The organism is Kosakonia sp. YIM B13588 (genome assembly GCF_042788165.1).
Taxonomy (GTDB): Bacteria; Pseudomonadota; Gammaproteobacteria; order Enterobacterales; family Enterobacteriaceae; genus Kosakonia; species Kosakonia sacchari.
On sequence record NZ_JBHZPO010000011.1, the window covers coordinates 132873 to 158571 of the forward strand.

Annotated in this window: 19 protein-coding genes and 1 riboswitch; of the genes, 9 read left to right on the top strand and 10 right to left on the bottom strand. The window is 57.9% G+C overall.

What is annotated here, in order from left to right; all coding sequences use genetic code 11:
• Positions 1-2: 2 nt before the first annotated feature.
• The 6 genes from ACFX4U_RS18200 to baeR are packed head-to-tail and all read left to right on the top strand — an operon-like array spanning position 3 to position 11086.
• Positions 3-1238, top strand: coding sequence for an MdtA/MuxA family multidrug efflux RND transporter periplasmic adaptor subunit (locus ACFX4U_RS18200; protein ID WP_349350525.1), 1236 nt, complete (start codon positions 3-5; stop codon positions 1236-1238).
• Entirely contained in the window at positions 1238-4360 is a 3123-nt protein-coding gene (locus tag ACFX4U_RS18205) for an MdtB/MuxB family multidrug efflux RND transporter permease subunit (RefSeq protein ID WP_313506713.1), read from the top strand. The genes ACFX4U_RS18200 and ACFX4U_RS18205 overlap by 1 nt, the downstream gene beginning before the upstream one ends.
• Positions 4361-7438 (top strand): multidrug efflux RND transporter permease subunit MdtC, encoded by a 3078-nt coding sequence (mdtC, locus tag ACFX4U_RS18210; RefSeq protein WP_313506712.1) that lies wholly within the window; start codon positions 4361-4363, stop codon positions 7436-7438.
• Positions 7435-8850 carry an MFS transporter gene (locus ACFX4U_RS18215; RefSeq protein ID WP_313506710.1) on the top strand — a complete coding sequence of 472 codons (1416 nt, stop codon included), beginning with the start codon at positions 7435-7437 and terminating at the stop codon, positions 8848-8850. The genes mdtC and ACFX4U_RS18215 overlap by 4 nt, the downstream gene beginning before the upstream one ends.
• A complete protein-coding gene (gene baeS / locus ACFX4U_RS18220; RefSeq protein WP_313506709.1) occupies positions 8847-10367 on the top strand; it encodes a two-component system sensor histidine kinase BaeS in 1521 nt (506 codons plus the stop codon). Before ACFX4U_RS18215 ends, baeS begins: the two co-directional genes overlap by 4 nt.
• Positions 10364-11086, top strand: a complete 723-nt coding sequence (gene baeR / locus ACFX4U_RS18225; protein ID WP_131410581.1) for a two-component system response regulator BaeR — start codon at positions 10364-10366, stop codon at positions 11084-11086. Before baeS ends, baeR begins: the two co-directional genes overlap by 4 nt.
• 41 nt (positions 11087-11127) lie before the next feature.
• Here baeR and ACFX4U_RS18230 read toward each other — a convergent pair whose 3' ends face one another.
• Positions 11128-11592 carry a helix-turn-helix domain-containing protein gene (locus ACFX4U_RS18230; RefSeq protein WP_313506707.1) on the bottom strand — a complete coding sequence of 155 codons (465 nt, stop codon included), beginning with the start codon at positions 11590-11592 and terminating at the stop codon, positions 11128-11130.
• Positions 11593-11825: 233 nt separating this feature from the next.
• Here ACFX4U_RS18230 and ACFX4U_RS18235 point away from each other — a divergent pair, with 233 nt between their 5' ends.
• From ACFX4U_RS18235 to yegS, 3 genes are all read left to right on the top strand, one after another.
• A complete protein-coding gene (locus tag ACFX4U_RS18235) occupies positions 11826-12557 on the top strand; it encodes a tetratricopeptide repeat protein (RefSeq protein ID WP_313506706.1) in 732 nt (243 codons plus the stop codon).
• Between the two features lie 117 nt (positions 12558-12674).
• The gene (gene yegQ / locus ACFX4U_RS18240) at positions 12675-14036 is read left to right on the top strand and encodes a tRNA 5-hydroxyuridine modification protein YegQ (RefSeq protein WP_380218529.1); all 1362 of its coding nucleotides are present in this window, start codon (positions 12675-12677) and stop codon (positions 14034-14036) included.
• 250 nt (positions 14037-14286) lie between these two features.
• Positions 14287-15186, top strand: a complete 900-nt coding sequence (gene yegS / locus ACFX4U_RS18245) for a lipid kinase YegS (protein ID WP_313506704.1) — start codon at positions 14287-14289, stop codon at positions 15184-15186.
• 861 nt (positions 15187-16047) lie between these two features.
• Here yegS and ACFX4U_RS18250 read toward each other — a convergent pair.
• The 9 genes from ACFX4U_RS18250 to thiM all read right to left on the bottom strand — a co-directional run bounded on the left by ACFX4U_RS18250 (position 16048) and on the right by thiM (position 25492).
• Positions 16048-16821: an ABC transporter ATP-binding protein gene (locus ACFX4U_RS18250; RefSeq protein WP_305735554.1), complete on the bottom strand. Its 774-nt coding sequence runs from the start codon at positions 16819-16821 to the stop codon at positions 16048-16050.
• A gap of 10 nt (positions 16822-16831) precedes the next feature.
• Positions 16832-17695 carry an ABC transporter ATP-binding protein gene (locus tag ACFX4U_RS18255; protein ID WP_313506703.1) on the bottom strand — a complete coding sequence of 288 codons (864 nt, stop codon included), beginning with the start codon at positions 17693-17695 and terminating at the stop codon, positions 16832-16834.
• The gene (locus ACFX4U_RS18260; protein WP_313506702.1) at positions 17667-18572 is read right to left on the bottom strand and encodes an ABC transporter permease; all 906 of its coding nucleotides are present in this window, start codon (positions 18570-18572) and stop codon (positions 17667-17669) included. Before ACFX4U_RS18260 ends, ACFX4U_RS18255 begins: the two co-directional genes overlap by 29 nt.
• A complete protein-coding gene (locus ACFX4U_RS18265; protein WP_313506701.1) occupies positions 18569-19606 on the bottom strand; it encodes an ABC transporter permease in 1038 nt (345 codons plus the stop codon). The genes ACFX4U_RS18260 and ACFX4U_RS18265 overlap by 4 nt, the downstream gene beginning before the upstream one ends.
• A complete protein-coding gene (locus tag ACFX4U_RS18270; RefSeq protein WP_313506700.1) occupies positions 19603-21231 on the bottom strand; it encodes an ABC transporter substrate-binding protein in 1629 nt (542 codons plus the stop codon). The genes ACFX4U_RS18265 and ACFX4U_RS18270 overlap by 4 nt, the downstream gene beginning before the upstream one ends.
• Before the next feature lie 88 nt (positions 21232-21319).
• Positions 21320-22474 carry a mandelate racemase family protein gene (locus ACFX4U_RS18275; protein WP_305735549.1) on the bottom strand — a complete coding sequence of 385 codons (1155 nt, stop codon included), beginning with the start codon at positions 22472-22474 and terminating at the stop codon, positions 21320-21322.
• Positions 22475-22709: 235 nt separating this feature from the next.
• On the bottom strand, positions 22710-23762 hold the full coding sequence (gene fbaB, locus ACFX4U_RS18280; RefSeq protein WP_131410601.1) for a class I fructose-bisphosphate aldolase: 1053 nt from the start codon (positions 23760-23762) through the stop codon (positions 22710-22712).
• A 150-nt stretch (positions 23763-23912) separates the two neighbouring features.
• Entirely contained in the window at positions 23913-24713 is an 801-nt protein-coding gene (thiD, locus tag ACFX4U_RS18285; RefSeq protein WP_313506699.1) for a bifunctional hydroxymethylpyrimidine kinase/phosphomethylpyrimidine kinase, read from the bottom strand.
• Positions 24710-25492 carry a hydroxyethylthiazole kinase gene (gene thiM, locus ACFX4U_RS18290; RefSeq protein WP_305735546.1) on the bottom strand — a complete coding sequence of 261 codons (783 nt, stop codon included), beginning with the start codon at positions 25490-25492 and terminating at the stop codon, positions 24710-24712. Before thiM ends, thiD begins: the two co-directional genes overlap by 4 nt.
• A 34-nt stretch (positions 25493-25526) precedes the next feature.
• A riboswitch (TPP riboswitch) is annotated at positions 25527-25622 on the bottom strand.
• Positions 25623-25699 lie beyond the last annotated feature (77 nt).

The following is a 25699-nucleotide window of genomic DNA, read 5'->3' on the forward strand; positions in this document are numbered from 1 at the left end:
CGATGAAAGGCAGTGTTACGTTTCGCCGCACGCTTGTCGCGGCCGTGGTCATGGCGGTAGCGGGCGTAGCCTGGTACCAGTTCGCACATAAAGATCCTTCTTCTACCGCTACCGGACAGACTCAGCGCCAGGGTGCGCCGGCTGGTGGCCGTCATGGTATGCGCGGTGGTGCGCTGCCGCCGGTGCAGGCCGCAACCGCAACCCGTGAAGCCGTACCGCGTTATCTCTCCGGGCTCGGCACCATTACCGCCGCTAACACCGTTACCGTGCGCAGCCGCGTTTCGGGCCAGCTTATGGCGATCCATTTCCAGGAAGGTCAGCAAGTAAAAGCCGGCGATCTGTTGGCGGAAATCGATCCAAGCCAGTTCAAAGTGGCACTGGCGCAAACGCAGGGCCAACTGGCGAAAGATAAAGCCACACTCGCCAACGCCCGCCGTGACCTTTCTCGCTACCAGCAACTGGCGAAAACCAGCCTGGTTTCACGCCAGGATCTCGATAGCCAGCAAGCGCTGGTGACCGAATCGGAAGGCACCGTGAAAGCGGATGAAGCGTCCGTGGCCAGTGCACAGTTAGAGCTGGACTGGAGCCGTATCACCGCGCCCATTTCCGGGCGCGTGGGTTTAAAACAGGTGGATATCGGCAACCAAATCAGCAGCAGCGACACCACCGGCATCGTGGTGTTGACGCAAACGCACCCCATCGATCTGGTGTTTACCCTGCCGGAAAGCGAAATCGCCACCGTAGTGCAGGCGCAAAAAGCAGGTCAGCAACTGGTGGTGGAAGCCTGGGATCGCACCAATAAACAGAAGCTGAGTAGCGGCACATTGTTAAGTCTCGATAACCAGATTGACGCCACCACTGGCACCATCAAACTGAAAGCCCGCTTTGATAACCAGGACGATGCTCTGTTCCCCAACCAGTTCGTCAACGCGCGCATGCTGGTGGCCACGCAGCAGGACGCGGTAGTGATCCCGGCCGCTGCCCTGCAAATGGGCAACGAAGGCAACTTCGTCTGGGTTCTGAACGATAAAAATCAGGTCAGCAAACACACCGTCACGCCAGGTATTCAGGACAGCCAGAAAGTGGTGATTGCCGCGGGTCTGTCGGCGGGCGATCGCGTGGTGACGGACGGCATTGACCGCCTGACCGAAGGGGCGAAAGTGGAAGTCGTGGATGCGAAAAACGCCGACGCCGTACCGGCAAAGCGTGAACATCCGGCCAAAGGAGCGCATTCCTGATGCAGTTGCTACCGCCGGGCCGGACGGGCGGCCCTTCCCGTCTGTTTATTTTGCGTCCGGTCGCCACTACGCTGTTAATGGTGGCGATCCTGCTTGCCGGTATTATCGGCTACCGTTTTCTGCCCGTTTCCGCGCTGCCTGAAGTCGATTACCCGACCATTCAGGTGGTGACGCTCTACCCCGGCGCCAGCCCCGATGTGGTTACGTCGGCGATCACCGCACCGCTGGAGCGCCAGTTTGGTCAGATGTCCGGCTTAAAACAGATGTCGTCGCAAAGTTCCGGCGGCGCGTCGGTGGTGACATTGCAGTTCCAGCTCAGTTTGCCGCTCGATGTCGCCGAGCAGGAAGTGCAGGCGGCAATGAATGCCGCAAACAGCCTGCTACCGTCCGATCTGCCCAACCCGCCGGTCTACAGTAAAGTTAACCCGGCAGATCCACCGATTATGACGCTCGCCGTCACCTCTTCCGCCATGCCCATGACCCAGGTGGAAGATATGGTGGAAACACGCGTCGCGCAGAAAATCTCGCAGGTTTCCGGCGTCGGCCTGGTGACACTTTCAGGCGGCCAGCGCCCGGCGGTGCGCGTCAAACTCAATGCCCAGGCGATTGCTGCTCTCGGGCTGACCAGCGAAACTATTCGCACCGCCATCAGTAACGCCAACGTCAATTCGGCGAAAGGCAGCCTCGACGGCCCAACCCGCGCCGTCACGCTTTCTGCCAACGATCAAATGCAGTCTGCCGAAGAGTATCGCCAGTTGATTGTCGCGTATCAGAACGGCGCGCCGATCCGCCTTGGCGATATCGCAACCGTTGAACAAGGCGCAGAAAATAGCTGGCTGGGCGCATGGGCCAATAAGCAACAAGCGATTGTCATGAATGTTCAGCGCCAGCCGGGGGCGAACATTATCGACACCGCCGACAACATCCGTACGCTGCTGCCGCAGTTAACCGAAAGCCTGCCAAAATCGGTGACGGTGAAAGTGCTGTCGGACAGAACCAACAACATTCGCGCGTCGGTTGACGACACCCAGTTTGAACTGATGCTGGCCATCGCGCTGGTCGTGATGATTATCTACGTCTTCCTGCGCAATATTCCGGCGACCATTATTCCGGGCGTGGCGGTGCCGCTGTCGCTGGTCGGGACATTCGCGGCGATGGTGTTTCTTGATTTCTCCATCAACAACCTGACGCTAATGGCGTTGACCATCGCCACCGGCTTTGTGGTTGACGACGCCATTGTGGTAATCGAGAACATCTCGCGCTATATCGAAAAAGGCGAAAAACCGCTTGCCGCCGCCCTGAAAGGGGCCGGTGAGATCGGTTTTACCATTATCTCGCTGACCTTCTCGTTAATTGCTGTGCTGATCCCGCTGCTGTTTATGGGGGATATCGTCGGTCGCCTGTTCCGCGAATTTGCCGTCACGCTGGCGATAGCGATCCTGATTTCCGCGATTGTGTCGCTGACGCTGACGCCGATGATGTGCGCACGCATGCTGAGCGCCGAATCTCTGCGCAAACAGAACCGTTTTTCCCGCGCCTCGGAGCGCTTCTTCGAGCGCGTCATCGCGGCCTACGGCAGGCTACTGAGCAAAGTGCTCAATCACCCGTGGCTGACGCTGAGCGTGGCGGTCGGAACGCTGTTTTTGTCGATCATGCTGTGGGTGTTTATTCCGAAAGGTTTCTTCCCCGTACAGGACAACGGCATTATCCAGGGCACCCTGCAAGCGCCGCAATCCGCATCCTTTGCCAGCATGGCCGAACGCCAGCGCCAGGTGGCCGATATTATCCTGCGCGATCCGGCGGTAGAAAGCCTGACCTCCTTTGTCGGGGTTGATGGCACCAACCCGTCGCTTAACAGCGCACGATTGCAAATCAACCTGAAACCGCTGGATGAGCGCGACGATCGCGTCCAGCCGGTGATTGAGCGCCTGCAACAGGCGGCGGCGAAAGTGCCCGGCGTCGCACTTTACCTGCAACCGACGCAGGATTTAACCATTGATACCACCGTCAGCCGCACGCAATATCAGTTCACCTTGCAGGCCAACTCGTTAGATGCGCTTAGTACCTGGGTGCCGCAACTGGTGAGCAAACTGCAGGCGTTGCCACAGTTAGCGGATGTCAGCAGCGACTGGCAGGACAAAGGCCTGGTGGCCTACGTTAATGTCGATCGCGACAGTGCCAGCCGCCTGGGCATCAACATGGCGGATGTGGATAACGCTCTTTATAACGCGTTTGGTCAGCGGTTGATCTCCACCATTTACACCCAGGCAAACCAGTATCGCGTGGTGCTGGAACACGACACGGCGCAAACGCCGGGGCTTTCCGCGCTGGACAACATCCGCCTGACCAGCACCGATGGCGGCATCGTGCCGCTCTCGTCGATTGCGAAAGTGGAGCAACGCTACGCACCGCTGAGTATCAACCATCTGGATCAATTCCCGTCGACGACAATTTCCTTCAACGTGGCGGAGGGGTATTCGCTCGGCGATGCGGTGCAGGCCGTGCTGGATAGCGAGAAAACGCTCAACTTCCCGACGGACATCACCACGCAATTCCAGGGTAGCACACTGGCGTTCCAGGCGGCGCTTGGCAGCACCATCTGGCTGATTGTTGCGGCGGTCGCGGCGATGTATATCGTGCTCGGCGTGCTGTACGAGAGCTTTATTCACCCCATCACCATCCTGTCGACATTGCCAACGGCAGGCGTTGGCGCGCTGCTGGCGCTGATGGTGTCCGGCAGTGAACTGGATGTGATTGCCATCATTGGCATTATTTTGCTTATCGGTATCGTCAAGAAAAACGCCATCATGATGATTGACTTCGCCCTCGCCGCCGAACGCGAAGAGGGCATGTCGCCGCGCGATGCGATTTTCCAGGCCTGTTTACTGCGTTTTCGCCCGATATTAATGACCACGCTGGCGGCGCTGCTCGGTGCGCTACCGCTCATGCTGAGCACCGGCGTCGGCGCAGAGTTACGCCGCCCGCTGGGCATTGGCATGGTCGGTGGTTTGCTGGTAAGCCAGGTGCTGACGCTCTTTACGACGCCGGTGATTTACCTGTTGTTTGATCGCCTGTCGCTGGCGGTGAAAAAGCGTTTCCCGCGCCGTGAAGAGGAGGCGTAAGTGAAGTTTTTCGCCCTCTTCATTTACCGCCCGGTGGCGACGATTTTGATTTCTCTCGCCATTACGCTGTGCGGCATTCTCGGCTTCCGGTTGCTGCCGGTCGCCCCGCTGCCGCAGGTTGATTTTCCGGTGATTATGGTCAGCGCCTCACTGCCGGGCGCGTCGCCGGAAACCATGGCCTCCTCCGTGGCGACACCGCTTGAGCGCTCGCTCGGGCGCATTGCCGGGGTCAGCGAAATGACCTCATCCAGCTCGCTGGGCAGCACGCGTATTATTCTTGAGTTTAATTTCGACCGCGATATCAACGGCGCGGCGCGCGATGTGCAGGCGGCGATTAACGCGGCGCAAAACCTGTTACCAAGCGGCATGCCATCGCGCCCAACCTATCGCAAAGCGAATCCGTCTTCTGCGCCAATCATGATTTTGACGCTCACGTCAGACACCTATTCGCAGGGTCAGTTATATGACTTCGCCTCGACGCAACTGGCGCAAACCATCGCGCAGATTGATGGCGTGGGCGACGTTGATGTTGGCGGCAGTTCCCTGCCCGCGGTGCGTGTGGATTTAAACCCGCAGGCGCTGTTTAACCAGGGCGTGTCACTGGATTCGGTGCGCACGGCAATCAGCAATGCCAACGTGCGCAAACCGCAGGGCGCAGTGGAAGATGGCGCGCAACGCTGGCAGGTGCAAACCAACGACGAGCTGAAAACCGCCGCCGAATACCAACCGTTAATCATTCACTACAAAAACGGCTCCGCCGTGCGCTTAAGCGATGTCGCTAAAGTCACTGACTCGGTGCAGGACGTGCGCAACGCCGGGATGACTAATGCGAAACCCGCCATTTTGCTGATGATCCGCAAACTGCCGGAAGCCAATATTATCCAGACGGTGGACAGTATTCGCGCGCGTCTGCCCGGCTTGCAGCAAACCATTCCCGCAGCGATCGATTTACAAATCGCCCAGGATCGCTCGCCGACGATTCGCGCTTCGCTGGCCGAGGTCGAACAGACGCTGGTTATCTCGGTGGCGCTGGTGATCCTCGTGGTATTCCTGTTTTTGCGTTCAGGCCGCGCAACGCTGATCCCGGCAGTCGCTGTGCCCGTGTCGCTTATCGGCACCTTTGCCGCCATGTATTTATGCGGCTTTAGCCTGAATAACCTGTCGCTGATGGCGCTGACCATTGCCACCGGTTTTGTTGTCGATGATGCCATTGTGGTGCTGGAAAATATCTCGCGCCATCTGGAAGCAGGGATGAAACCTTTGCAGGCGGCGCTGCAAGGTACGCGCGAAGTGGGCTTTACCGTGTTATCGATGAGTATCTCACTGGTGGCCGTATTCCTGCCGCTGCTGCTGATGGCGGGGCTTCCGGGACGTTTGCTGCGCGAATTCGCCGTTACGCTGTCGGTGGCGATTGGTATTTCGCTGATTATTTCCCTGACGCTAACGCCGATGATGTGCGGCTGGTTGTTAAAAGCGCATAAACCCCGCGAGCGCAGCCGGGAAAAAGGCTTCGGCCGCCTGCTGGTGGCGCTGCAGCGGCAATATGCGCGTTCGTTGAAATGGGTGCTCAACCACGCGCGGTTAGTCGGGTTAGTGTTAATTGGCACCATCGCGCTCAATATCTGGCTCTATATTTCGATCCCGAAAACCTTCTTCCCGGAGCAGGATACCGGCGTGCTGATGGGCGGTATTCAGGCCGATCAGAGCATTTCGTTCCAGGCGATGCGCGGCAAATTGCAGGACTTTATGAAGATCATCCGCGACGATCCAGCAGTGGATAATGTCACCGGCTTTACCGGCGGTTCGCGCGTTAACAGCGGCATGATGTTTATCACCCTGAAACCCCGCGATGTGCGTAAAGAGACCGCGCAACAGGTGATTGATCGTCTGCGCGGCAAGCTGGCCAAAGAGCCGGGCGCGAGCCTGTTTTTGATGGCCGTGCAGGATATTCGCGTCGGCGGACGTCAGGCCAACGCCAGCTACCAGTTCGCCTTACTGTCGGACTCGCTCAGCGCCCTGCGCGAATGGGAACCCAAAATCCGCAAAGCCCTTGCCGCGCTGCCGGAGCTGGCGGACGTTAACTCGGATCAGCAGGATAACGGTGCGGAGATGAATCTGGTGTATGACCGCGAAACCATGTCGCGGCTCGGTATCAGCGTCCAGGCAGCCAACAGCCTGCTGAATAATGCTTTCGGTCAACGGCAAATTTCCACCATCTACCAGCCGCTAAACCAGTACAAAGTGGTGATGGAAGTCGACCCGCGTTACACCCAGGATGTTAGCGCGCTGGATAAGATGTACGTCATCAACAGTGACGGCAAAACGATCCCGCTCTCCTACTTCGCGCACTGGCTGCCCGCCAACGCGCCGCTGTCGGTAAATCATCAGGGGTTGTCGGCGGCATCGACCATTGCCTTTAACCTGCCAACAGGCACCTCGTTATCGCAAGCCAGCGATGCCATTAACCGCACGATGACACAGCTTGGTGTGCCTTCCAGCGTGCGCGGCAGTTTTGCCGGCACCGCGCAGGTGTTCCAGGAGACGATGAACTCACAGGTCATTCTGATCCTGGCGGCCATTGCGACGGTCTATATCGTGTTGGGGATTTTGTATGAGAGCTATGTTCACCCGCTGACCATTCTCTCTACCCTGCCCTCGGCGGGCGTGGGCGCGCTGCTGGCGCTTGAGCTTTTCGGTGCGCAGTTCAGTTTAATAGCGCTCATTGGCATTATGTTATTGATTGGGATTGTAAAGAAGAACGCGATAATGATGGTCGACTTTGCGCTTGAAGCGCAGCGCCAGGGGAACCTCACGGCTGAAGAGGCGATTTTCCAGGCCTGTCTGCTGCGTTTTCGCCCGATTATGATGACCACACTGGCGGCGCTGTTTGGCGCGCTGCCGCTGGTTATCTCCGGTGGCGATGGCTCCGAGCTACGCCAGCCGCTTGGTATCACCATTGTCGGCGGGCTGGTAATGAGCCAGTTGCTCACCCTGTACACCACGCCGGTGGTCTATCTCTTCTTCGACCGCCTGCGTATGCGTTTTAGCCGACACGAAAGAGAGCCTGTTAGTGAATGAATGAGCTACCCAAAAACATCCGCTGGCAGCTATGGATTGTCGCCTTTGGCTTTTTTATGCAGTCGCTGGATACCACCATTGTTAACACGGCGCTCCCCTCGATGGCGAAAAGCCTCGGGGAGAGCCCGCTGCACATGCATATGGTAGTGGTCTCCTATGTGCTGACGGTAGCGGTGATGCTGCCCGCCAGCGGCTGGCTGGCAGACAGGGTTGGCGTGCGAAACATCTTTTTTGCCGCCATTGTGCTGTTTACCACCGGTTCACTGTTTTGCGCCCAGGCTTCTACGCTCGATCAGTTGGTCATGTCACGTGTGCTGCAAGGTGTCGGCGGCGCGATGATGGTGCCGGTTGGCAGGCTAACGGTGATGAAAATTGTCCCGCGCGATCAGTACATGGCGGCGATGACGTTTGTCACCCTGCCAGGGCAGGTAGGCCCGCTGCTCGGCCCGGCGCTTGGCGGTATCCTGGTTGAATATGCCTCCTGGCACTGGATTTTCCTCATTAACCTGCCGGTGGGCATTCTCGGTGCGATTGCCACCCTGAGCCTGATGCCCAACTACACCCTGCAAACCCGCCGCTTTGATATGGCGGGTTTTGTGCTGCTCGCGGGCGGCATGGCAACGTTGACGCTGGCGCTCGATGGTAATCGCGGGCTGGGGCTAACGTCGTGGCAACTCGGCGCGCTGGTGGCGGTGGGCGCGGCGGCAATTCTCTTTTATCTTTTGCATGCCAGGGGCAACGACGGCGCGTTGTTTAATCTGCGGTTATTCCGCACCCCCTCTTTTTCGCTGGGTCTGGCCGGAAGTTTCACCGGACGCATCGGCAGCGGTATGTTGCCGTTTATGACGCCGGTGTTTTTGCAGATTGGCCTGGGGTTTTCGCCCTTTCACGCCGGGCTGATGATGATCCCGATGGTGCTGGGCAGCATGGGGATGAAACGCATCGTGGTGCAGGTGGTGAACCGCTTTGGTTACCGCCGCGCGCTGGTCTGTTCCACGCTTGGCCTGGCCGCCATCAGCCTGCTGTTTATGGCAACGGCGCTGCTCGGCTGGTATTACCTGCTGCCGGTGGTGCTGTTCTGCCAGGGTATGATCAACTCAATGCGCTTCTCCTCCATGAACACCTTAACGCTCAAAGATCTGCCCGATGAGCTGGCCAGTGGCGGCAATAGTCTGCTGTCAATGATCATGCAGTTATCGATGAGTATCGGCGTGACCATCGCCGGGCTGCTGCTCGGCCTGTTTGGTCAGCAGCATCTGTCCGCAGACAGCGGGGTGGCGCACCATGTTTTCCTTTACACGTATCTCAGCATGGCGGTGATTATTTCACTTCCGGCGTTGCTCTTCGCCCGCGTCCCGAATGATGCCAGCCAGAACGTCGTGATTGCCCGTCGCAACAGGAGAGAATCATGAAGTTCTGGCGGCCGGGTATTACGGCCAAACTGTTTCTGGCGATTTTAGCCACCTGCATTGTTCTGCTGATCACCATGCACTGGGCGGTGCGTCTCAGCTTTGAGCACGGTTTTATTGACTACATTAAGCGTGGTAACGAACAGCGCCTGCAAATGCTGAGCGACTCGCTGGCCGAGCAGTATGCGCAGAACGGAAGCTGGCAGTTTCTGCGCAACAACGACCGGGTGATTTTTCAGCTCTTGCGTTCATTCGAACGCGATAACGATCGTGAAGAAGACAGGCCTGGTGGCCCCGGCGAGCCGCCGCGCGAGATGGACAGAAACGCACCGCCTGGCATGGACCGCGACATGCGTCCCGGCCCGGATGGCGAAATGGAACGCGAGCCTGGACCGCCACCGCCGGATATGCCGCCGCACGGCTGGCGCACCAAATTCTGGGTCGCCGATCAGGATAATAATGTGCTGGTCGGCCCGCGCTCACCGGTGCCGTCGGACGGCACTCGCCGGGCGATTGTTGTTAATAATGCGACCGTCGGTTGGGTTATCGCTTCGCCGATTGAGCGTCTGACGCGCAATACCGATATCAACTTTGATCGCCAGCAGCGGCGCACCAGTTGGCTGATTGTCGGTCTTGCCACGCTGCTTGCTGCGCTGGCTACTTTCCCGCTGGCGCGCGGTTTACTGGCGCCGGTAAAACGGCTGGTCGATGGCACCCACCGGCTCGCCTCGGGCGATTTCTCCACCCGCGTCAATCCCGGTAGCCAGGATGAGCTTGGCCGGCTGGCGCGCGACTTTAACCAGCTCGCCAGCACGCTGGAGCGTAACCAGCAGATGCGCCGTGACTTTATGGCGGATATCTCGCATGAACTGCGCACGCCGCTGGCGGTGCTGCGCGGCGAGCTGGAGGCGATTCAGGATGGCGTGCGGCAATTCACGCCGGAATCGGTAACTTCGTTACAGGCGGAAGTTGGCACGCTGACAAAGCTGGTCAATGACCTGCACCAGCTGTCGATGTCCGATGAAGGCGCGCTGGCCTACCAGAAAGCGCCGGTGGATGTGGTGTCGCTGGTGGAGATCGCCGCAGGCGCTTTCCGCGAGCGTTACGCCAGCCGCAATCTGACCCTTTCTCTTGAAGTGCCCGCCAGCGCCACGGTGTTTGGCGATCCCGATCGCCTGATGCAGTTGTTTAATAACCTGCTGGAAAACAGCCTGCGCTACACCGATGCGGGCGGGCAAACGCTTATCCAGGTTGTTACCCGCGACAATACGCTGGTGATGCGCTTTGCCGACAGCACGCCGGGCGTCAGCGATGAGCAACTCAAACGGCTTTTCGAGCGCTTTTATCGCACGGAAGGCTCACGTAACCGTGCCAGCGGCGGCTCCGGCCTGGGGCTGGCTATTTGTTTGAATATTGTGGAAGCGCACGGTGGCGCTATCCATGCGGCGCACTCGCCATTCGGCGGGGTTAGCATTACAGTTGAACTACCGCTTGAACGCGAAAAAACGAGAGATGTATGACTGAGTTACCGATCGATGAAAACACGCCACGCATCCTGGTTGTTGAAGATGAGCCAAAGCTTGGGCAGTTGCTGCTCGACTATCTGCGCGCGGCAAGCTACGCGCCAGCGCTGATTAACCACGGCGATCAGGTGCTCTCTTACGTGCGCCAGACGCCGCCGGATCTGATCCTGCTGGATTTGATGCTCCCCGGTACCGACGGATTAACGTTATGTCGGGAAATCCGCCGTTTTTCTAACGTGCCCATTATTATGGTGACGGCGAAAATCGAAGAGATCGACCGCCTGCTGGGGCTGGAGATTGGCGCGGATGATTACATCTGCAAACCGTACAGCCCGCGTGAAGTGGTGGCGCGCGTGAAAACCATTCTGCGCCGCTGCAAACCGCAGCGCGAGCTGGAGCGGCTGGACGCAGAAAGCCCGCTGATTGTCGATGAAGGCCGTTTCCAGGCGAGCTGGCACAACAAGCTGTTGGATCTTACCCCTGCTGAGTTTCGCCTGCTGAAAACCCTCTCCAGCGAGCCGGGCAAAGTCTTCTCCCGCGAGCAGTTGCTTAACCATCTGTATGATGATTATCGCGTGGTGACGGACCGCACCATCGACAGCCATATCAAAAACCTGCGCCGCAAACTTGAAGCGCTGGATGAGGAGCAATCCTTTATCCGCGCCGTTTACGGTGTCGGCTACCGCTGGGAAGCCGACGCCTGCAAACTGGCGTAAGCCGTATGTCGGGCGCATGCGCCCGACACGCTTCATCCACGTTATTTACGCAGCAATCGCTGCAAACGCTGCTTATGCCACTGGCTAATCAGATTAGCGAAGACAAAAATCCGCAGCCCTTTCACCGCCACTAGCCCGCCCCAAATCGCCGCCACCCACAATGACCAATCGCTATCCGGCGAGGTGCTGCGGTTGAGGAAAAACAGCAGCACGCAGACGACAACGGCGGTGATCAACATGCGCCAGAAACTGCTTTCGGCATCGAGCTGTTCCCGCGCTGCGGTGATGCGTTTATCCAGCGCCTCTTCGCCCGCCTCGCTCTGCGCGGAAAGCGCGGTAACGCTGACGCCAAACACCGCCGCCAGTGCGCTGAGTGTTTCCAGAGAAGGCTGATCGCCATTTTCAATTCTCTGCACGGTTCTGACGCTCAGCGCCGCCATCTCCGCCAGTTGTTCCTGTGACCAGGCCCGAGCCAGACGTAATGTTTTTACTTTGTTATCGCTCATACTCTTTCTCCTGATGAATCCGGCCTGTAGTGTCACCCAACCCCGCAGACAGCAACACGATCCGCACCTGACAGCAACCCGACAGCAGCCTGACACGGCCTGTCGTCAAGTATAACCCCAGTGAATACGTCTTCCGTGAACAACGGCGCAATCATCTGTATGATGGCTGCCGCCTGGGGCAGAGTATCGTTTCGCCAGCCGCCAGGCCTAACAACAATAAAAGGAAAGGGATAGTGAGGAAATACTACTACGGTGCGCTGACACTCTTCTTTGCAGCGTTCAACTGCCAGGCAGAGCTAACCGAAGCACAGATGGATGCAGACTGCGCGAAAATCGCCGATTACGCCAAAAAAGGCGATCAGTATTACAAAGCAAAAGACTACCCCAAAGCGCGCGAGGCTTTCGAAGAACAGGCGGCATGGCTGGAGCAGTGCGAATTAGGCAAAGATAAACCGAACGATGTGTTGGTAGCGACCGCCTACAACAACGTCGCGCTTACCTGGATCCGCCAGGGCGAGTACCGCAAAGCGCAGGCGTGGCTGTCCATTATGCCGGACGATGAAAAGTCGAAATATAACCTTTCACGTATTCAGGACAAGCTGCAGGCGCTGCCAAAACCGGCTTCCGCCGCAGGTGAATACTGGCAGTACGCCGGGCGCAGCGAGTGGGAAGTACTCACGCTCAAACCGCAGGGTAAAGAGAGCTGGCAGGCCGACTGGTCCGGTCTTTATTTCGGCATTATGGGGCTGTACTCCGGGCCAAATATGGGCGATTTCAGCGAAAAAGTGACGCTGAAAAACGGCAAAGGCGACATCGTTTTGCGTGATGAAGGCATTTCCCAATGCACCATTTCGCTGAATCTGACGGCGGATTTCAACAGGCTGGAGATGAAAACCGATGACGCGATGAACTGCGGTTTCGGCCATAACGTCAGCGCCGATGGCACCTACCTGCGCGTGAACTAACGCGCGGGTTTACTCCCCTGCCCCACGGCGCTACAATTCCCGCCCTAAATTTAGGGGAACTCCCCTACTGCCTCACTGCGGTGAGGCTGTCTGACCTGTCATCAGAATGAGAACATCATGTTTAAACCGGAACTCCTCTCCCCGGCGGGATCGCTGAAAAATATGCGTTACGCTTTCGCCTATGGCGCAGACGCGGTTTACGCGGGCCAACCGCGTTACTCGCTGCGCGTGCGCAATAACGAATTCAACCACGAAAACCTGCAAATCGGCATTAACGAAGCCCACGCGCTGGGCAAGCAGTTTTACGTGGTGGTGAACATTGCCCCACATAACGCCAAGCTGAAAACATTTATTCGCGATCTGAAACCGGTGGTGGATATGGGGCCGGACGCGCTGATTATGTCCGATCCCGGTTTAATCATGCTGGTACGTGAAAACTTCCCGCAGATGCCGATTCACCTCTCGGTGCAGGCCAACGCCGTTAACTGGGCGACCGTGAAGTTCTGGCAGCAAATGGGGCTGAGCCGCGTCATCCTCTCCCGCGAGCTCTCTTTGGAAGAGATTGCCGAAATCCGCGCTCAAGTGCCGGAAATGGAAATTGAAATCTTCGTGCACGGCGCGCTGTGCATGGCTTATTCCGGCCGCTGCTTGCTCTCGGGTTATATCAATAAACGCGACCCAAACCAGGGCACCTGTACCAACGCCTGCCGCTGGGAATATAAGGTGCAGGAAGGCAAAGAAGACGCTATCGGCAATATCGTGCACGTGCATGAACCGATTCCGGTACAAAACATTGAACCTACGCTCGGCGTTGGTGCGCCGACCGATAAAGTCTTCATGATTGAAGAAGCCCAGCGTCCGGGCGAGTACATGACCGCCTTCGAAGACGAGCACGGCACTTACATCATGAACTCGAAAGATCTGCGGGCGATCGTACACGTTGAACGTTTAACGCAGATGGGCGTGCATTCGCTGAAAATCGAAGGCCGTACCAAATCGTTTTACTACTGCGCGCGCACTGCGCAGGTTTATCGCAAAGCGATTGACGACGCCGCAGCGGGCAAGCCGTTCGACACCTCGCTGCTGGAGACGCTGGAAGGCCTGGCGCACCGTGGTTACACCGAAGGGTTCCTGCGCCGTCACACCCATGACGACTACCAGAACTATGAATACGGTTATTCCGTTTCCGAACGCCAGCAGTTTGTCGGTGAATTCACCGGTGAGCGCAAAGGCGACTTTGCGGCCGTCGCGGTGAAAAACAAGTTCTCCGTTGGCGATAGCCTGGAGCTGATGACGCCGCAGGGCAACGTCAACTTTACGCTGGAGCATATGGAAAACGCCAAAGGCGAAGCCATGCCGGTCGCGCCTGGAGACGGTTATACTGTCTGGCTACCGGTTCCGCAGGATATGGCGCTGGAATATGCGCTGTTAATGCGTAATTTCACCGGTCAGTCAACGCGTAATCCTCACGCGAAGTGATTGAGCAGGGTTATTTTTTCGGCGCGAAAAATCTTAGAATCGGATCACATACCGCCCCGTTTAATACGGGTATTATCCTTCTCGCTGAAAAACATAACCCATAAATGCTAGCTGTACCAGGAACCACCTCCTTAGCCTGCGTAATCTCCCTTACGCAGGCTGATTTTTTTTCATCCTTTCTCTGCTTTTTCTCCCCACTTTTCTCTCCTGAGATACACTTTTCTCATCGAATTCAATAAGGATGAAGAGAATGAGCGCATTTCCCACAAGTTTGTTAATCCTCAACGGTAAAAGCGCCGGGGACGAAGCCCTGCGCGAAGCGGTAACGCTATTGCGCGACGAAGGCATGGATATTCAGGTGCGCGTCACCTGGGAAAAAGGCGACGCGGTGCGCTATGTCGAGGAGGCACAACGGCTCGGCGTTGCCACGGTGATTGCCGGTGGCGGCGATGGCACCATTAACGAAGTGGCGACCGCGCTGGTGAACAGCAAAGGAGAGACAAGCCCGGCGCTGGGCATTTTGCCGCTCGGCACCGCCAATGATTTCGCCACCAGCGCAGGCATCCCGGAAGCGCTGGATAAAGCCTTGCAACTGGCGATTGTCGGTAAAGCGGTGCCGATTGATATCGCCCGCGTGAACGATAAAACCTGCTTTATCAATATGGCGACCGGCGGTTTTGGCACCCGCATTACCAGTGAAACGCCGGAAAAACTCAAAGCCGCGCTCGGTGGCGTCTCCTACTTGATTCACGGTCTGATGCGCATGGATATGCTGAAAGCGGATCGCTGCGACATAAGCGGTGAGGATTTTCACTGGCAGGGCGACGCACTGGTGATCGGCATCGGCAATGGCCGCCAGGCGGGCGGCGGACAGCAACTCTGCCCGCAGGCGCTGATCAATGACGGCTTATTACAGCTACGGATTTTCACCGGCGATGAGCTGCTTCCGGCGCTGTTCACTACCCTGACCCAGCCGGAAGATAATCCGCATATTGTCGACGGGAAATCGGCATGGTTTGAGATCAATGCCCCGCATGAAATGACGTTTAATCTCGACGGCGAACCGCTGCGCGGTGAGCAATTTCGCATTGAAGTGGTACCGAATGCGTTGCAATGCCGGTTGCCGCCGGATTGCCCGTTATTGCGTTAACGTATGTACCACCACTGTGGAATGGTTCCGTTCACCAGACGTTCTGGCGTTTCTGAAACTTCACATACTGTGAACGGGATAAGGGGAGCTGCCGCGCTCCCCTTATCAATCCCCGCGGCCCCGCGGGAAATCGGTGCTGCGCACTGCGCTCACCTCCCGCGTGCCTGCCTGCGGTCGGCTCGACTCGCCGTCGTGGCTCGATTCGCCTCTGGCCGCCATCCATGGCGTCCAGCCCTTGTCATTCACGCTCCGGTTCGCCGATTTCAGCGGGGACTCACCCCCATCGCTGTGAGACCAAAAGTCAAAACAAAGCCGGTGGTGATGAAAAGTACGTTGTTGTAGGCCGGATATGCACCATCCGGCAATCGATGCGGCATGCCGCATGGGTGCAATGGTTCCGTTCACCAGACGTTCTGGCGTTTCTGAAGCTTCACATACGGTGAACGGGATAAGGGGAGCTGCCGCGCTCCCCTTATCAATCCCTGCGGCCCCGCAGGAAATCGGTGCTGCGCACTACGCTCACCTCCCGCATGCCTGCCTGCGGTCGGCTCGACTCGCCGTCGTGGCTCGATTCGCCTCTGGCCGCCATCCATGGCGTCCAGCCCTTGTCATTCACGCTCCGGTTCGCCGATTTCAGCGGGGACTCAACCCCATCGCTGTGAGACCGAAAGTCAAAACAAAGCCGGTGATGCTGAAAAGTACGTTGTTGTAGGCCGGATATGCACCATCCGGCAATCGATGTGGCATGCCGAATGGGTGCAATGGTCCCGTTCACCGCAATGAAGTCTATTGTGAGAACCGTTCTGATGGTGAACGGAACCCTTCCACAATCGCGACAGATAAGCCGGACGGCAGACAAATTTAATACGCCGCCACCTCGCGTGCCATCTCGCGGCTATATTGCTGGCTGGCGTTAACCAGCATCCGCGTATAATCCGTTTGCGCCGCGCCGCTCACCAGCGCATCGACGGTTAATGTCTCGAGGATTTTACCGTGCTGCATCACCGCCACTTTCTGGCACAAATGAGCAATCACGCCAAGATCATGCGTCACCATCAGGTAAGTGAGTTGAGACTCCTGATGCAGCGCCGCCAGCAAGTTGAGAATTTCCGCCTGCACCGAGACATCCAGCGCCGAGGTCGGTTCATCGAGCAGCAATACGCGCGGTTCCAGAATCAGCGCCCGGGCGATGGCCACACGCTGACGCTGGCCGCCGGAGAGCTGATGCGGATAACGGTCACGAAAAGCGCGGTTTAACCCTACTTTATCCAGCAGCGTATTGATGCGCCGATCGCGGTCGTTAATGCCGTGAATTTGCAGCGGCTCTTCCAGAATGTCGCCAATGGTATGGCGCGGGTGCAGCGAGCCGTAAGGATCCTGAAACACCATCTGCACCAGCCGACAGCGCGCCGGGTTAAGGCGCTTTTCCAGCGGCTGGCCGTTGATTGCTAACTCGCCTTCCCAGTGGGTAAACAACCCGGCCAGGCATTTCAACACCGTGGTTTTGCCGGAGCCGGATTCCCCCACCAGCCCGTAAATCTCACCCGGCCGCACGCTGAAACTGACATCCTCCAGCACCTGATTGCGCTTCTCTCCTTCACCAAACGCGAGGTGAAGGTGTTTTACGTTGATCATTCTGCTCTCCTTATTCGCCGAGCCAGCTGGCCTGACGCTGCAACACCGGCAATTCCGGGCGACGGTTATGGATTTCCGGCAGGGCGTGAATCAGCCCCTGCGTGTAGGGGTGCTGCGCGCTATCAAGATCTTTCGCGGCAATCGACTCCACCACCCGCCCGGCGTACATCACCAGTACGCGGTCACAGAAACTGCGCACCAGGTTGATGTCGTGGCTGATAAAAATCAGCCCCAGCCCGCGCGATTTCACTAAGTCATCCAGCAAACCCAGCACCTGCAAACGCACCGAAACATCCAGCGCCGAGGTAGGTTCATCGGCAATCACCAGTTCCGGGTCGGTGATCAGCATCATGGCAATCATGATGCGCTGTCCCTGCCCGCCGGAAATCTCGTGCGGGTAGAGATGATAAACGCGATCCGGCTGGCGGATGCGCACCACATCGAGCATCTCCAGCACTTTTGCTTTCGCCTCGGCTTTCTTGCCTGGATGGTGCGTCAGCCAGGCTTCAGCAATCTGATCGCCCACGCAAACCACCGGGTTCAGCGAATATTTCGGATCCTGCATAATCATCGAAATACGCTTGCCGCGTACCTGGCGCATCTGCGCTTCGCTGATGTTCAGCAGATCAACGTCGCCAAACTGCATCGCCTCTGCCTGAATGCGCGCTTTCGCCGGGTGCAGGCGCAGCAAGGCGCGCCCGACGGTGGATTTCCCTGAGCCAGACTCACCGACAATCGCCAGTTTCTCCTGACCAAGACTGAAGGAGACGCCGCGTACCGCATGGGTCACCGCGCGCCCGTTGATAAAATCGACATGCAGGTTGCGCACATCGAGTAGCGGCGAATTATTCGCTGCGAGGATCGAGGATGTCACGTAAGCCGTCTCCCAGGAAATTAAAGGCCAGGCTGTTGATCAAGATCGCCAGCCCCGGAATGGTTACTACCCACCAGCACTCCATCATGTAGGTGCGCCCGCTTGAGATCATCGCGCCCCACTCCGGCTCCGGCGGCTGCGCGCCCAGGCCTAAAAAGCCCAGCCCCGCCGCAGTCAGGATGATCCCCGCCATATTCATGGTGATGCGGATAATCACCGACGGCAGGCACAGCGGCACAATATGACGCCACAGCACACGCACCGGAGACGCACCCTGCAAGCGCACGGCGGAGATAAAATCGGCCTGGCGCAATGAGAGGGTTTCCGCGCGCGCCAGACGCGCAATCGGCGGCCAGGCGGTGAGCGTAATGGCGATCACCACATGTTCAAGCCCCGGCCCAAGCGCCGCGACAAACGCCAGCGCCAGCACCAGCCCTGGAAACGAGATAAAGATGTCGGTCACACGCATCAGCACCATATCGACCTTGCCGCCAAAGTACCCGGCGCTGACGCCAAGCAGCAGCCCCAGTGGGCCAACGGTAACGGAAACCAGCAGCACGATATAAAGCGTGATACGCGAGCCGTAGACCAGGCGGCTGAAGATATCGCGACCAAACTCATCGGTGCCAAACCAGTGCGTGGCATTCGGCGCGCTCAGCGCATTTTCCAGATCCTGAACCAGCGGGTTATAGGGCGCGATAAGCGGCGCGAAAATCGCCACCACCAACAGCAACAAAATAATGCTGCCACCGATTGCCGTGAGCGGGTTGCGCGCCATTTTGCCGATAAAACCGGCCGCACGCCCGACGCCGCGTTTGATGCGCAGGCTGCGCTCGCGGCTTGCCGAAGAGACCGGCGAATCAAAAGAGACCGTCATGATTTCGTCCTCGGATCAAAGAGTTGGTAAAGCATGTCGGAGAGCAGATTGAGCATCACGAAAATCACCCCGACCAGCAGTACGCAGCCCATGACCGCATTCATATCGCCCAGCAATAAACTGCCGGTAAGGTAGGAACCAAAGCCCGGCCACGAAAAGACGGTTTCGATCAGCACCGCCCCTTCCAGTAGCGAACCATAAGCCAGCGCCACCACCGTTAATAGTTGCACGAGGATATTGCGAAACGCGTGATTCCAGATGACCTGGCGTTCCGTCAACCCTTTCACCCGCGCGGTGATGATGAACTCCTGCGACAGTTGCGCCAGCATAAAACTGCGGGTCATGCGGCTGATATACGCCAGCGAGTGGAAACCGAGCAGCGAGGCGGGCAGCACCAGATGATTAAGCGCATTCCAGAACACCGCGCCGTTGCCTGCCAGCAGCGCATCCACAGTGATAAGCCCGGTGCGACGCAAAACCACGCCATCCAGCCCCAGATCCAGACGACCGGCACCGCCGACCCAGCCAAGCCAGGCGTAGAACAGCAGCAGTCCCATCATGCCGACCCAGAAAATCGGCGTGGAGTAACCGGCAAGGCTGATAATGCGCACCACATAATCGGACACACTGTTACGCCGTGCCGCCGCCAGCACACCCAGCGGAATACCCAGCCCGGCGCCAACGATAATCGCCATCGTCGCCAGTTCGAGCGTCGCCGGGAAGACGCGCGCAATATCGTCCAGCACTGGTTTGCCGGTCAGCAACGCGTTGCCGAGATTGCCGTGCAAAAGGTTGTTCAGGTAAATGCCGAACTGGGTCAGCAGCGACTTATCAAACCCCAGTTGCTGATAAACCTGCTGATAGGTGCTGTGATCCGCATCCGGGCCAACAATCGCCAGCACCGGATCGACAGGCATCACGCGGCCAATAAAGAAGGTCAGCAGCAACAGGCCAAACAGCGTCACCACCACCTGAGTTAACCGTTTTGAAAGGCGTCTGGTGCGTGAGCCAGGCGCAAGCAGTAACGAACTCATCCTTTCTCTCCTCCGGTGGCGGGCACTTTGTACACATCGCGCAGGAATGTGGTGGCAGACGGGTGCGACTGGAAGTTTTTCACTTCATTACGCACCACCACCGAATCCACCATTTGCGAGAGTGGGATCAGCGCCGGGATCAGTTGGTCATAGCGCAGCTGAATTTGCTGATAATCCGCTTTCTGTTTTTCCGGGTCGCGCTCCAGCAACGCGTTGTCGATCATCTCGTTAAGCGGTTTATCGTAGAAACTGGTGCGCCAGCCCTGGAAGTTGGTCAGCCGGGCTTCGTCGCTGTTATCCGGGTTATAGACCAGCGCGCGCAGGCTCGAGTGAGGATGCGGCTCCACACCGCTGCCGCCGCGCCCCACCAGCATTTCGAATTTACGCTCACGCATCGCGCCATAAATTTGGTTGCCGGTGCCGGTGACGATTTTGGCGTTGATCCCGGCCTGCATCAGCGTTGACTGCACGGCAATGGCGATATTGAGAAACGGCTGGTCAGCCAGTACGCGCAGCGTGGTGTCAAAACCCTGCGGGTAACCCGCTTCCGCTAACAGTTTTTTCGCACGCGGAATGTCCAGCCGGTAGCCGGGATCGGGCAGCGTTGAGGGCATACCCGCTTTGATCGGCCGCTGGTGCAGCACGCCGTAGCCCGGCATCAGCGCTTTATTGATGCCCTGGTAATCAATCAGATAACGCACCGCTTCGCGCACTTTCGGGTTGGCGAAATGCGGCTCTTTCATGCTCATCGCCACGTAATAAACCGTGCCCTTTTGCACCGCTTCAACCGTCACGTCAGGGTCTTTACGCAGCGCGTTGATATCCGATACCGCCATGTTGTTGGCAATATCCAGATCGCCTTTCGCCAGCATCAGACGCAGGGTTTGCGACTCCTGGAAATGGCGCAGCACCACGCGGCTCAGCTTTGGCTCCTCGCGCCAGTAATCCGGGTTGCGCTTCATACGCAGCACATCTTTCGCCTGCCAGGTTTCCAGCATAAACGGGCCGGAACCCGCTTCGTTGGTAGTCAGCCAGCGGTTGCCCCAGTCACCGTTCACTTCATGGCTTTGCACGGTTTTGCTGTCCAGCACGCCGAGATTGCCCAGCGCGCCCAGCGAGTAGATAACCAGTTGCGGATCGTTAGGCTTAGGCAGGGTGATTTGCACGGTGTTGTTGTCCGGTGCGCTCACCTGCTGGTCGATATTCTTTTTGCTAAAACCGTAGGATTTCCACACCGACGCCTGCGCCAGGTTCAAATGCAGCAGGCGGCGCATCGACCACACCACATCCTGCGCGGTCAGCGGGTTGCCGGAGTGAAACTTGACGTTGTTGCGCAGGTGGAAGGTGAGCGTTTTGCCGTCCGGGCTGATATCCCAGGACTCCGCCAGCGCCGGTTTGACGTTGGTGAGTTCATTTGGATCGAGCTCAACCAGCGAATCGTAGAGATTGACCACAATGCCGACCACTTCGTTGCCGGTCATTGCCGCCGGATCGAGGGTCAGCAGGTTGTTCATGTTCATGCCGATGATGAGCTGATCGGGCGGCGTTTTCGCCAACGCCGCGCCGCTCCCCATCACCAGCGAGAGCGCGAGTAAACACGCTCCCGCGAGGGAAGTTTTTTTCATCTGTGCATACCGTTTGTAGAGTACGTTTTGCCGGAAATCGGCTTGTGTAGCCCGAAAGTCATTGCCTCCGGGCATTTATTGTTATCTGTCAGTCGTGGCTGACGGTATTGGCTTCGATATACGCAAAATTGATGTCTTCGCCGAGTCCCGGTCGCTGCGGCAGATGAACAAAACCCTCTTCATCCATCGGGTCGACGATACTGTTTAAGTACGCTGCCGGTTGGTCATAGTCGAGGAACGGGTGCAGCAAACCGCGCTCGTACCAGCGGCAGTTGCGGATTGCGCCAATCACCGCCAGGCTCGCCGCACCGTTGCCATGCACTTCACAATCCATGCCGAACGATTCCGCCAGGTTCGCCACTTTCAGCGTTGGCGAAATACCGCCCACGCCGTTGGCTCCGGCACGCAGAATGTCGCAGGCGCCCGCTTTTACCCAGTCTGCGCGGCTGTGGTGTTTCCCACCGAGGCTTTCCGGTCCGATAATTGGAATCGACAGATTTTCCGCAAGCCACGCGTAAGAGGACATGCTCTCTTCTTCCATCGGCTCTTCGAACCAGGCGAAGTTGAGTTTTTCCAGTTCTTTGCCGATATAGAGCGCCTCGGTGCGGCTGTACCAGTGGTAGCCGTCAATCATCAGGTCGATATCCGGGCCGACCGCCTCACGCACCGCCGCGCAGGCTTTGACGTCCATTTTCGGGTTCGGCGCGAATTTCACCGGTGGCATCCAGGTGTGTAACTTGATGGCTTTGTAGCCGCGCGCCACCAGTTTTTCCGCGAACGCGGCGTACTCCTCCGGAGTCGAAAGCCCGCCTTCCAGTTCGTCGCCGCACATGGTGCTGCCGTAAGCAGGCACTTTGTCGCGGTAGCCGCCAAGCAGCTTGTACACCGGCATGTTTAATTTGCGACCAATCAGATCCCACAGCGCTTGTTCAACAAACGACAATGCGCGCTCGGTTAACTGATGTGCGCTGCCGCGCTGCCAGTGCACCAGATCCTGCCAGATGCGCTCGCGGTTAAACGGATCCTGCCCGACCATCACTTTGCGGAAAAAAGCGTTGAGCACAAACGGGCGCACCACTTCCGGCGGCGCGAAGGAGTAGCCTTTGCTGCCATCGTCTGCGGTGATCGTCAGCATCGCCATTTTGGCCTGCGTTTCCGGCCCCGGGTGCGAGTGCCCGGCGCTGTCGGAAACGCGACGCGTGGGATGCTGAAAGACGGTGACATTGACAGATTCAATTTTCATTACAGATCCTTGGTATTTTTGAAAAGCTGTTTCATAAGCAAATATATGCACAAAAATACACCGCATCCTCGGACAATTTCCGCTAAGCGGCCGCCATTTTTTGGGCATGCGCACGACGGTGCGTGACGTTTTTCACAAAAGGTTACGGAAATGTGATGACGATCGGGAAGGGAGTTGAGCAGAAATGAAATGGCGTTTTTAGTTTACCCTCCCCGCAGGGAGGGTAAAGGACGCATCAGGCGATGGTCACTTTCTCGTCAAGATAGACATCCTGCACGGCGTTAATCAGCTTCACGCCGTCGGCCATGGTTTTCTTAAACGCTTTACGGCCAAGGATTAGCCCCATGCCGCCCGCGCGTTTGTTGATAACCGCCGTACGAACAGCGTCGCCGAGATCGGTATCGCCGCCTGCCGCGCCGCCGGAGTTAATCAGCCCGGCACGGCCCATGTAGCAGTTCGCCAGCTGGTAACGCACCAGATCAATCGGGTTGTCGCTGGTAAGCTTGCTGTAAACGCGCTCGTCGGTGTAACCGAAATTCACTGCTTTGTAGCCGCCGTTATTTTCCGCCATTTTCTGCTTCACAATATCCGCGCCAATGGTGGCGGCAATGTGGTTCGCCTGGCCAGTTAAATCGGCGGAAACGTGATAATCAACGCCATCTTTCTTGAATGCCGAATTACGCAGGTACGCCCACAATACGGTGACCATGCCAAGTTCATGCGCGCGTTCAAAGGCGGCGGAGATCTCCTCAATCTGGCGGCGAGACTCCAGCGAACCGAAATAGATCGTCGCCCCGACGGCGACCGCGCCCATATTGAACGCCTGCTCAACGCTGGCGTACAGCGTCTGGTCATATTCGGTGGGGTAGCTGAGCGTTTCGTTGTGGTTCAGTTTTACCAGGAAGGGAATGCGGTGCGCATAGCGGCGCGAAACCGACGCCAGCACGCCGTAAGTGGATGCCACGCAGTTACAACCCGCTTCAATCGCCAGCTCGACAATGTTCTTCGGATCGAAATAGAGCGGGTTGGCGGCAAACGACGCGCCCGCCGAGTGCTCGATGCCCTGGTCGACCGGCAAAATAGACAGATAGCCTGTGCCCGCCAGCCGCCCGTGGTTATACAGCGTCTGCATATTTCGCAGCACCGCTGGCGGGCGGTTATTGTCGACCATTACGCGATCAACATAATCGTGTCCTGGCAGATAGAGCTGGTCAGCGGGGATGGTCATACAACGGTGTTGCAGAAGGCTGTCGGCGTCTTTGCCAAGTAACTGCACAATATCAGTCATAGCTATGCTCCCGTAAGCTTCGCGCAAAGCGAATTGGATTATCCTTACCTGCCTGACGGCAGGCAGAGATAAGCCTGGTTCTCTCTCGTCAGATTTTCCACCGCTGGCCATTTTTTCAGCATTATCTGCTGGCACGTTTCGTATAGCGGTTTACCACCACTGGTGAAAGTGATGCACCGGCCCAATGCCGTTCCCCACTTCCAGCGTATCCGCCTGCGCGAGCGCCGCCGTTAACCACTGTTTTGCTTGCGCAACGGTTGATGCCCAGTCGTCATGGCGCGGGCGCAGCGCCGCCAGCGCGGCAGAGAGCGTGCAGCCCGTGCCGTGGGTATTTTTCGTTTTCACGCGCGGTGTCGTAAAGCGCAGTGCCCCGTCGCGGGTGTACAGCCAGTCCGGGCTTTCGGCGTCATCCAGATGACCGCCTTTCATCAACACCGCTTCACAGCCGAGCGCCAGCAGCGCTTCGCCCTGCGCATGCATCTCTTGTTCGCTGCGGGCATGTGGCGCATCAAGCAGCGCGGCGGCTTCCGGCAAATTAGGCGTAATAAGTGAAACCTGCGGCAGTAAATGCTGACGCAGCGCAGCGACCGCTGAGGGCGATAACAGCGGGTCGCCACTTTTTGCGAGCATCACCGTATCCAGCACCACATTGCGCACCTGGTAGCGCCGCAGTCGCTCCGCGACGGCTTCAACAATGTCCGTTTCCGCCAGCATGCCGATTTTGGTGGTGTCGATACGCACGTCGCTGAGCACGGAATCAAGCTGCGCGGCAACAAAGTCGGGTTCAATGCGGTACACCGACTGCACGCCACGGGTGTTTTGCGCCACCAGCGCGGTGATCACCGAACAGCCATATGCGCCCAGCGCCGAAAAGGTTTTCAGATCCGCCTGAATACCCGCCCCACCGCTGGGGTCGGTACCGGCAATGGTTAACGCGTTGATGCGTTTCATGCGTTGCCTCCCAGCGCGTACAGCGCATCCAGAAAGGCGGGAACAAAACTGCCCGGTCCGGTGCTTTTCGCGCAGGCCAGGCTACCGGCTTGCGCCATAAACGCACAGGCCGCAGCGACATTCTCCAGCTTATCGCCCGGCAACGCGCAACAGGCAGCTACCACCGCCGAGAGTGCGCAGCCGGTGCCGACCACGCGTGTCATCAGCACATCACCGCCGGTGACCATCAGCACGCGCGGGCCATCGGTGATGTAATCCACTTCGCCGCTTACCGCAACAATCGCCCCGCTTTGCCGCGCCAGCGCCTGGGCAGCAGGCAGTGCCGCGCTGGCGGTGTCGGTGGAATCCACGCCGCGCCCACCTGCACTCATGCCGGCCAGCGCGAGGATTTCCGAAGCATTCCCCCGGATCGCCGCCGGGCGCAACGCCAGCAATTGCTGGCAGAATTGCGTGCGTAGCGTGAGCGCGCCAACGGCAACGGGATCGAGTGTCCAGGGTTTATGTGCGGCATTCGCGCTCTCTACCGCCGCGCGCATCGCTGCGGCGCGTTCGCGCGTTAAGGTGCCCACGTTAATTAGCAAGGCATCGGCGATGGCGCTGAACTGTGGCGCTTCTTCGCTATCAATCACCATCGCGGGTGATGCACCAAGCGCCAGCAGCACGTTAGCGGTAAAGGTTTGTACGACGTCATTGGTCATACAATGCACAAGGGGAGAACGGCGGCGGAATTGCTGTAACGCATGTGCGAGTTGCACAGGATCAAGCAGGTCAGGTTGCATGGTTTCGCTCCTGCCCGGCGTGAAGAAGGGATGCCGGGCAGGCATCTGACTTCCCTACGCTGGCATTATCCAGATCAGGTGGTACGGGTATTTCTCAGCCTTCATACGAAGGGCACCCCGAGTCATTTAAAACAAATTCAACTAATTGCGATTAATGCTCTCATTAATCTCTGTTCAGGATCATGCCAGCGGGGAAACAAAGACACA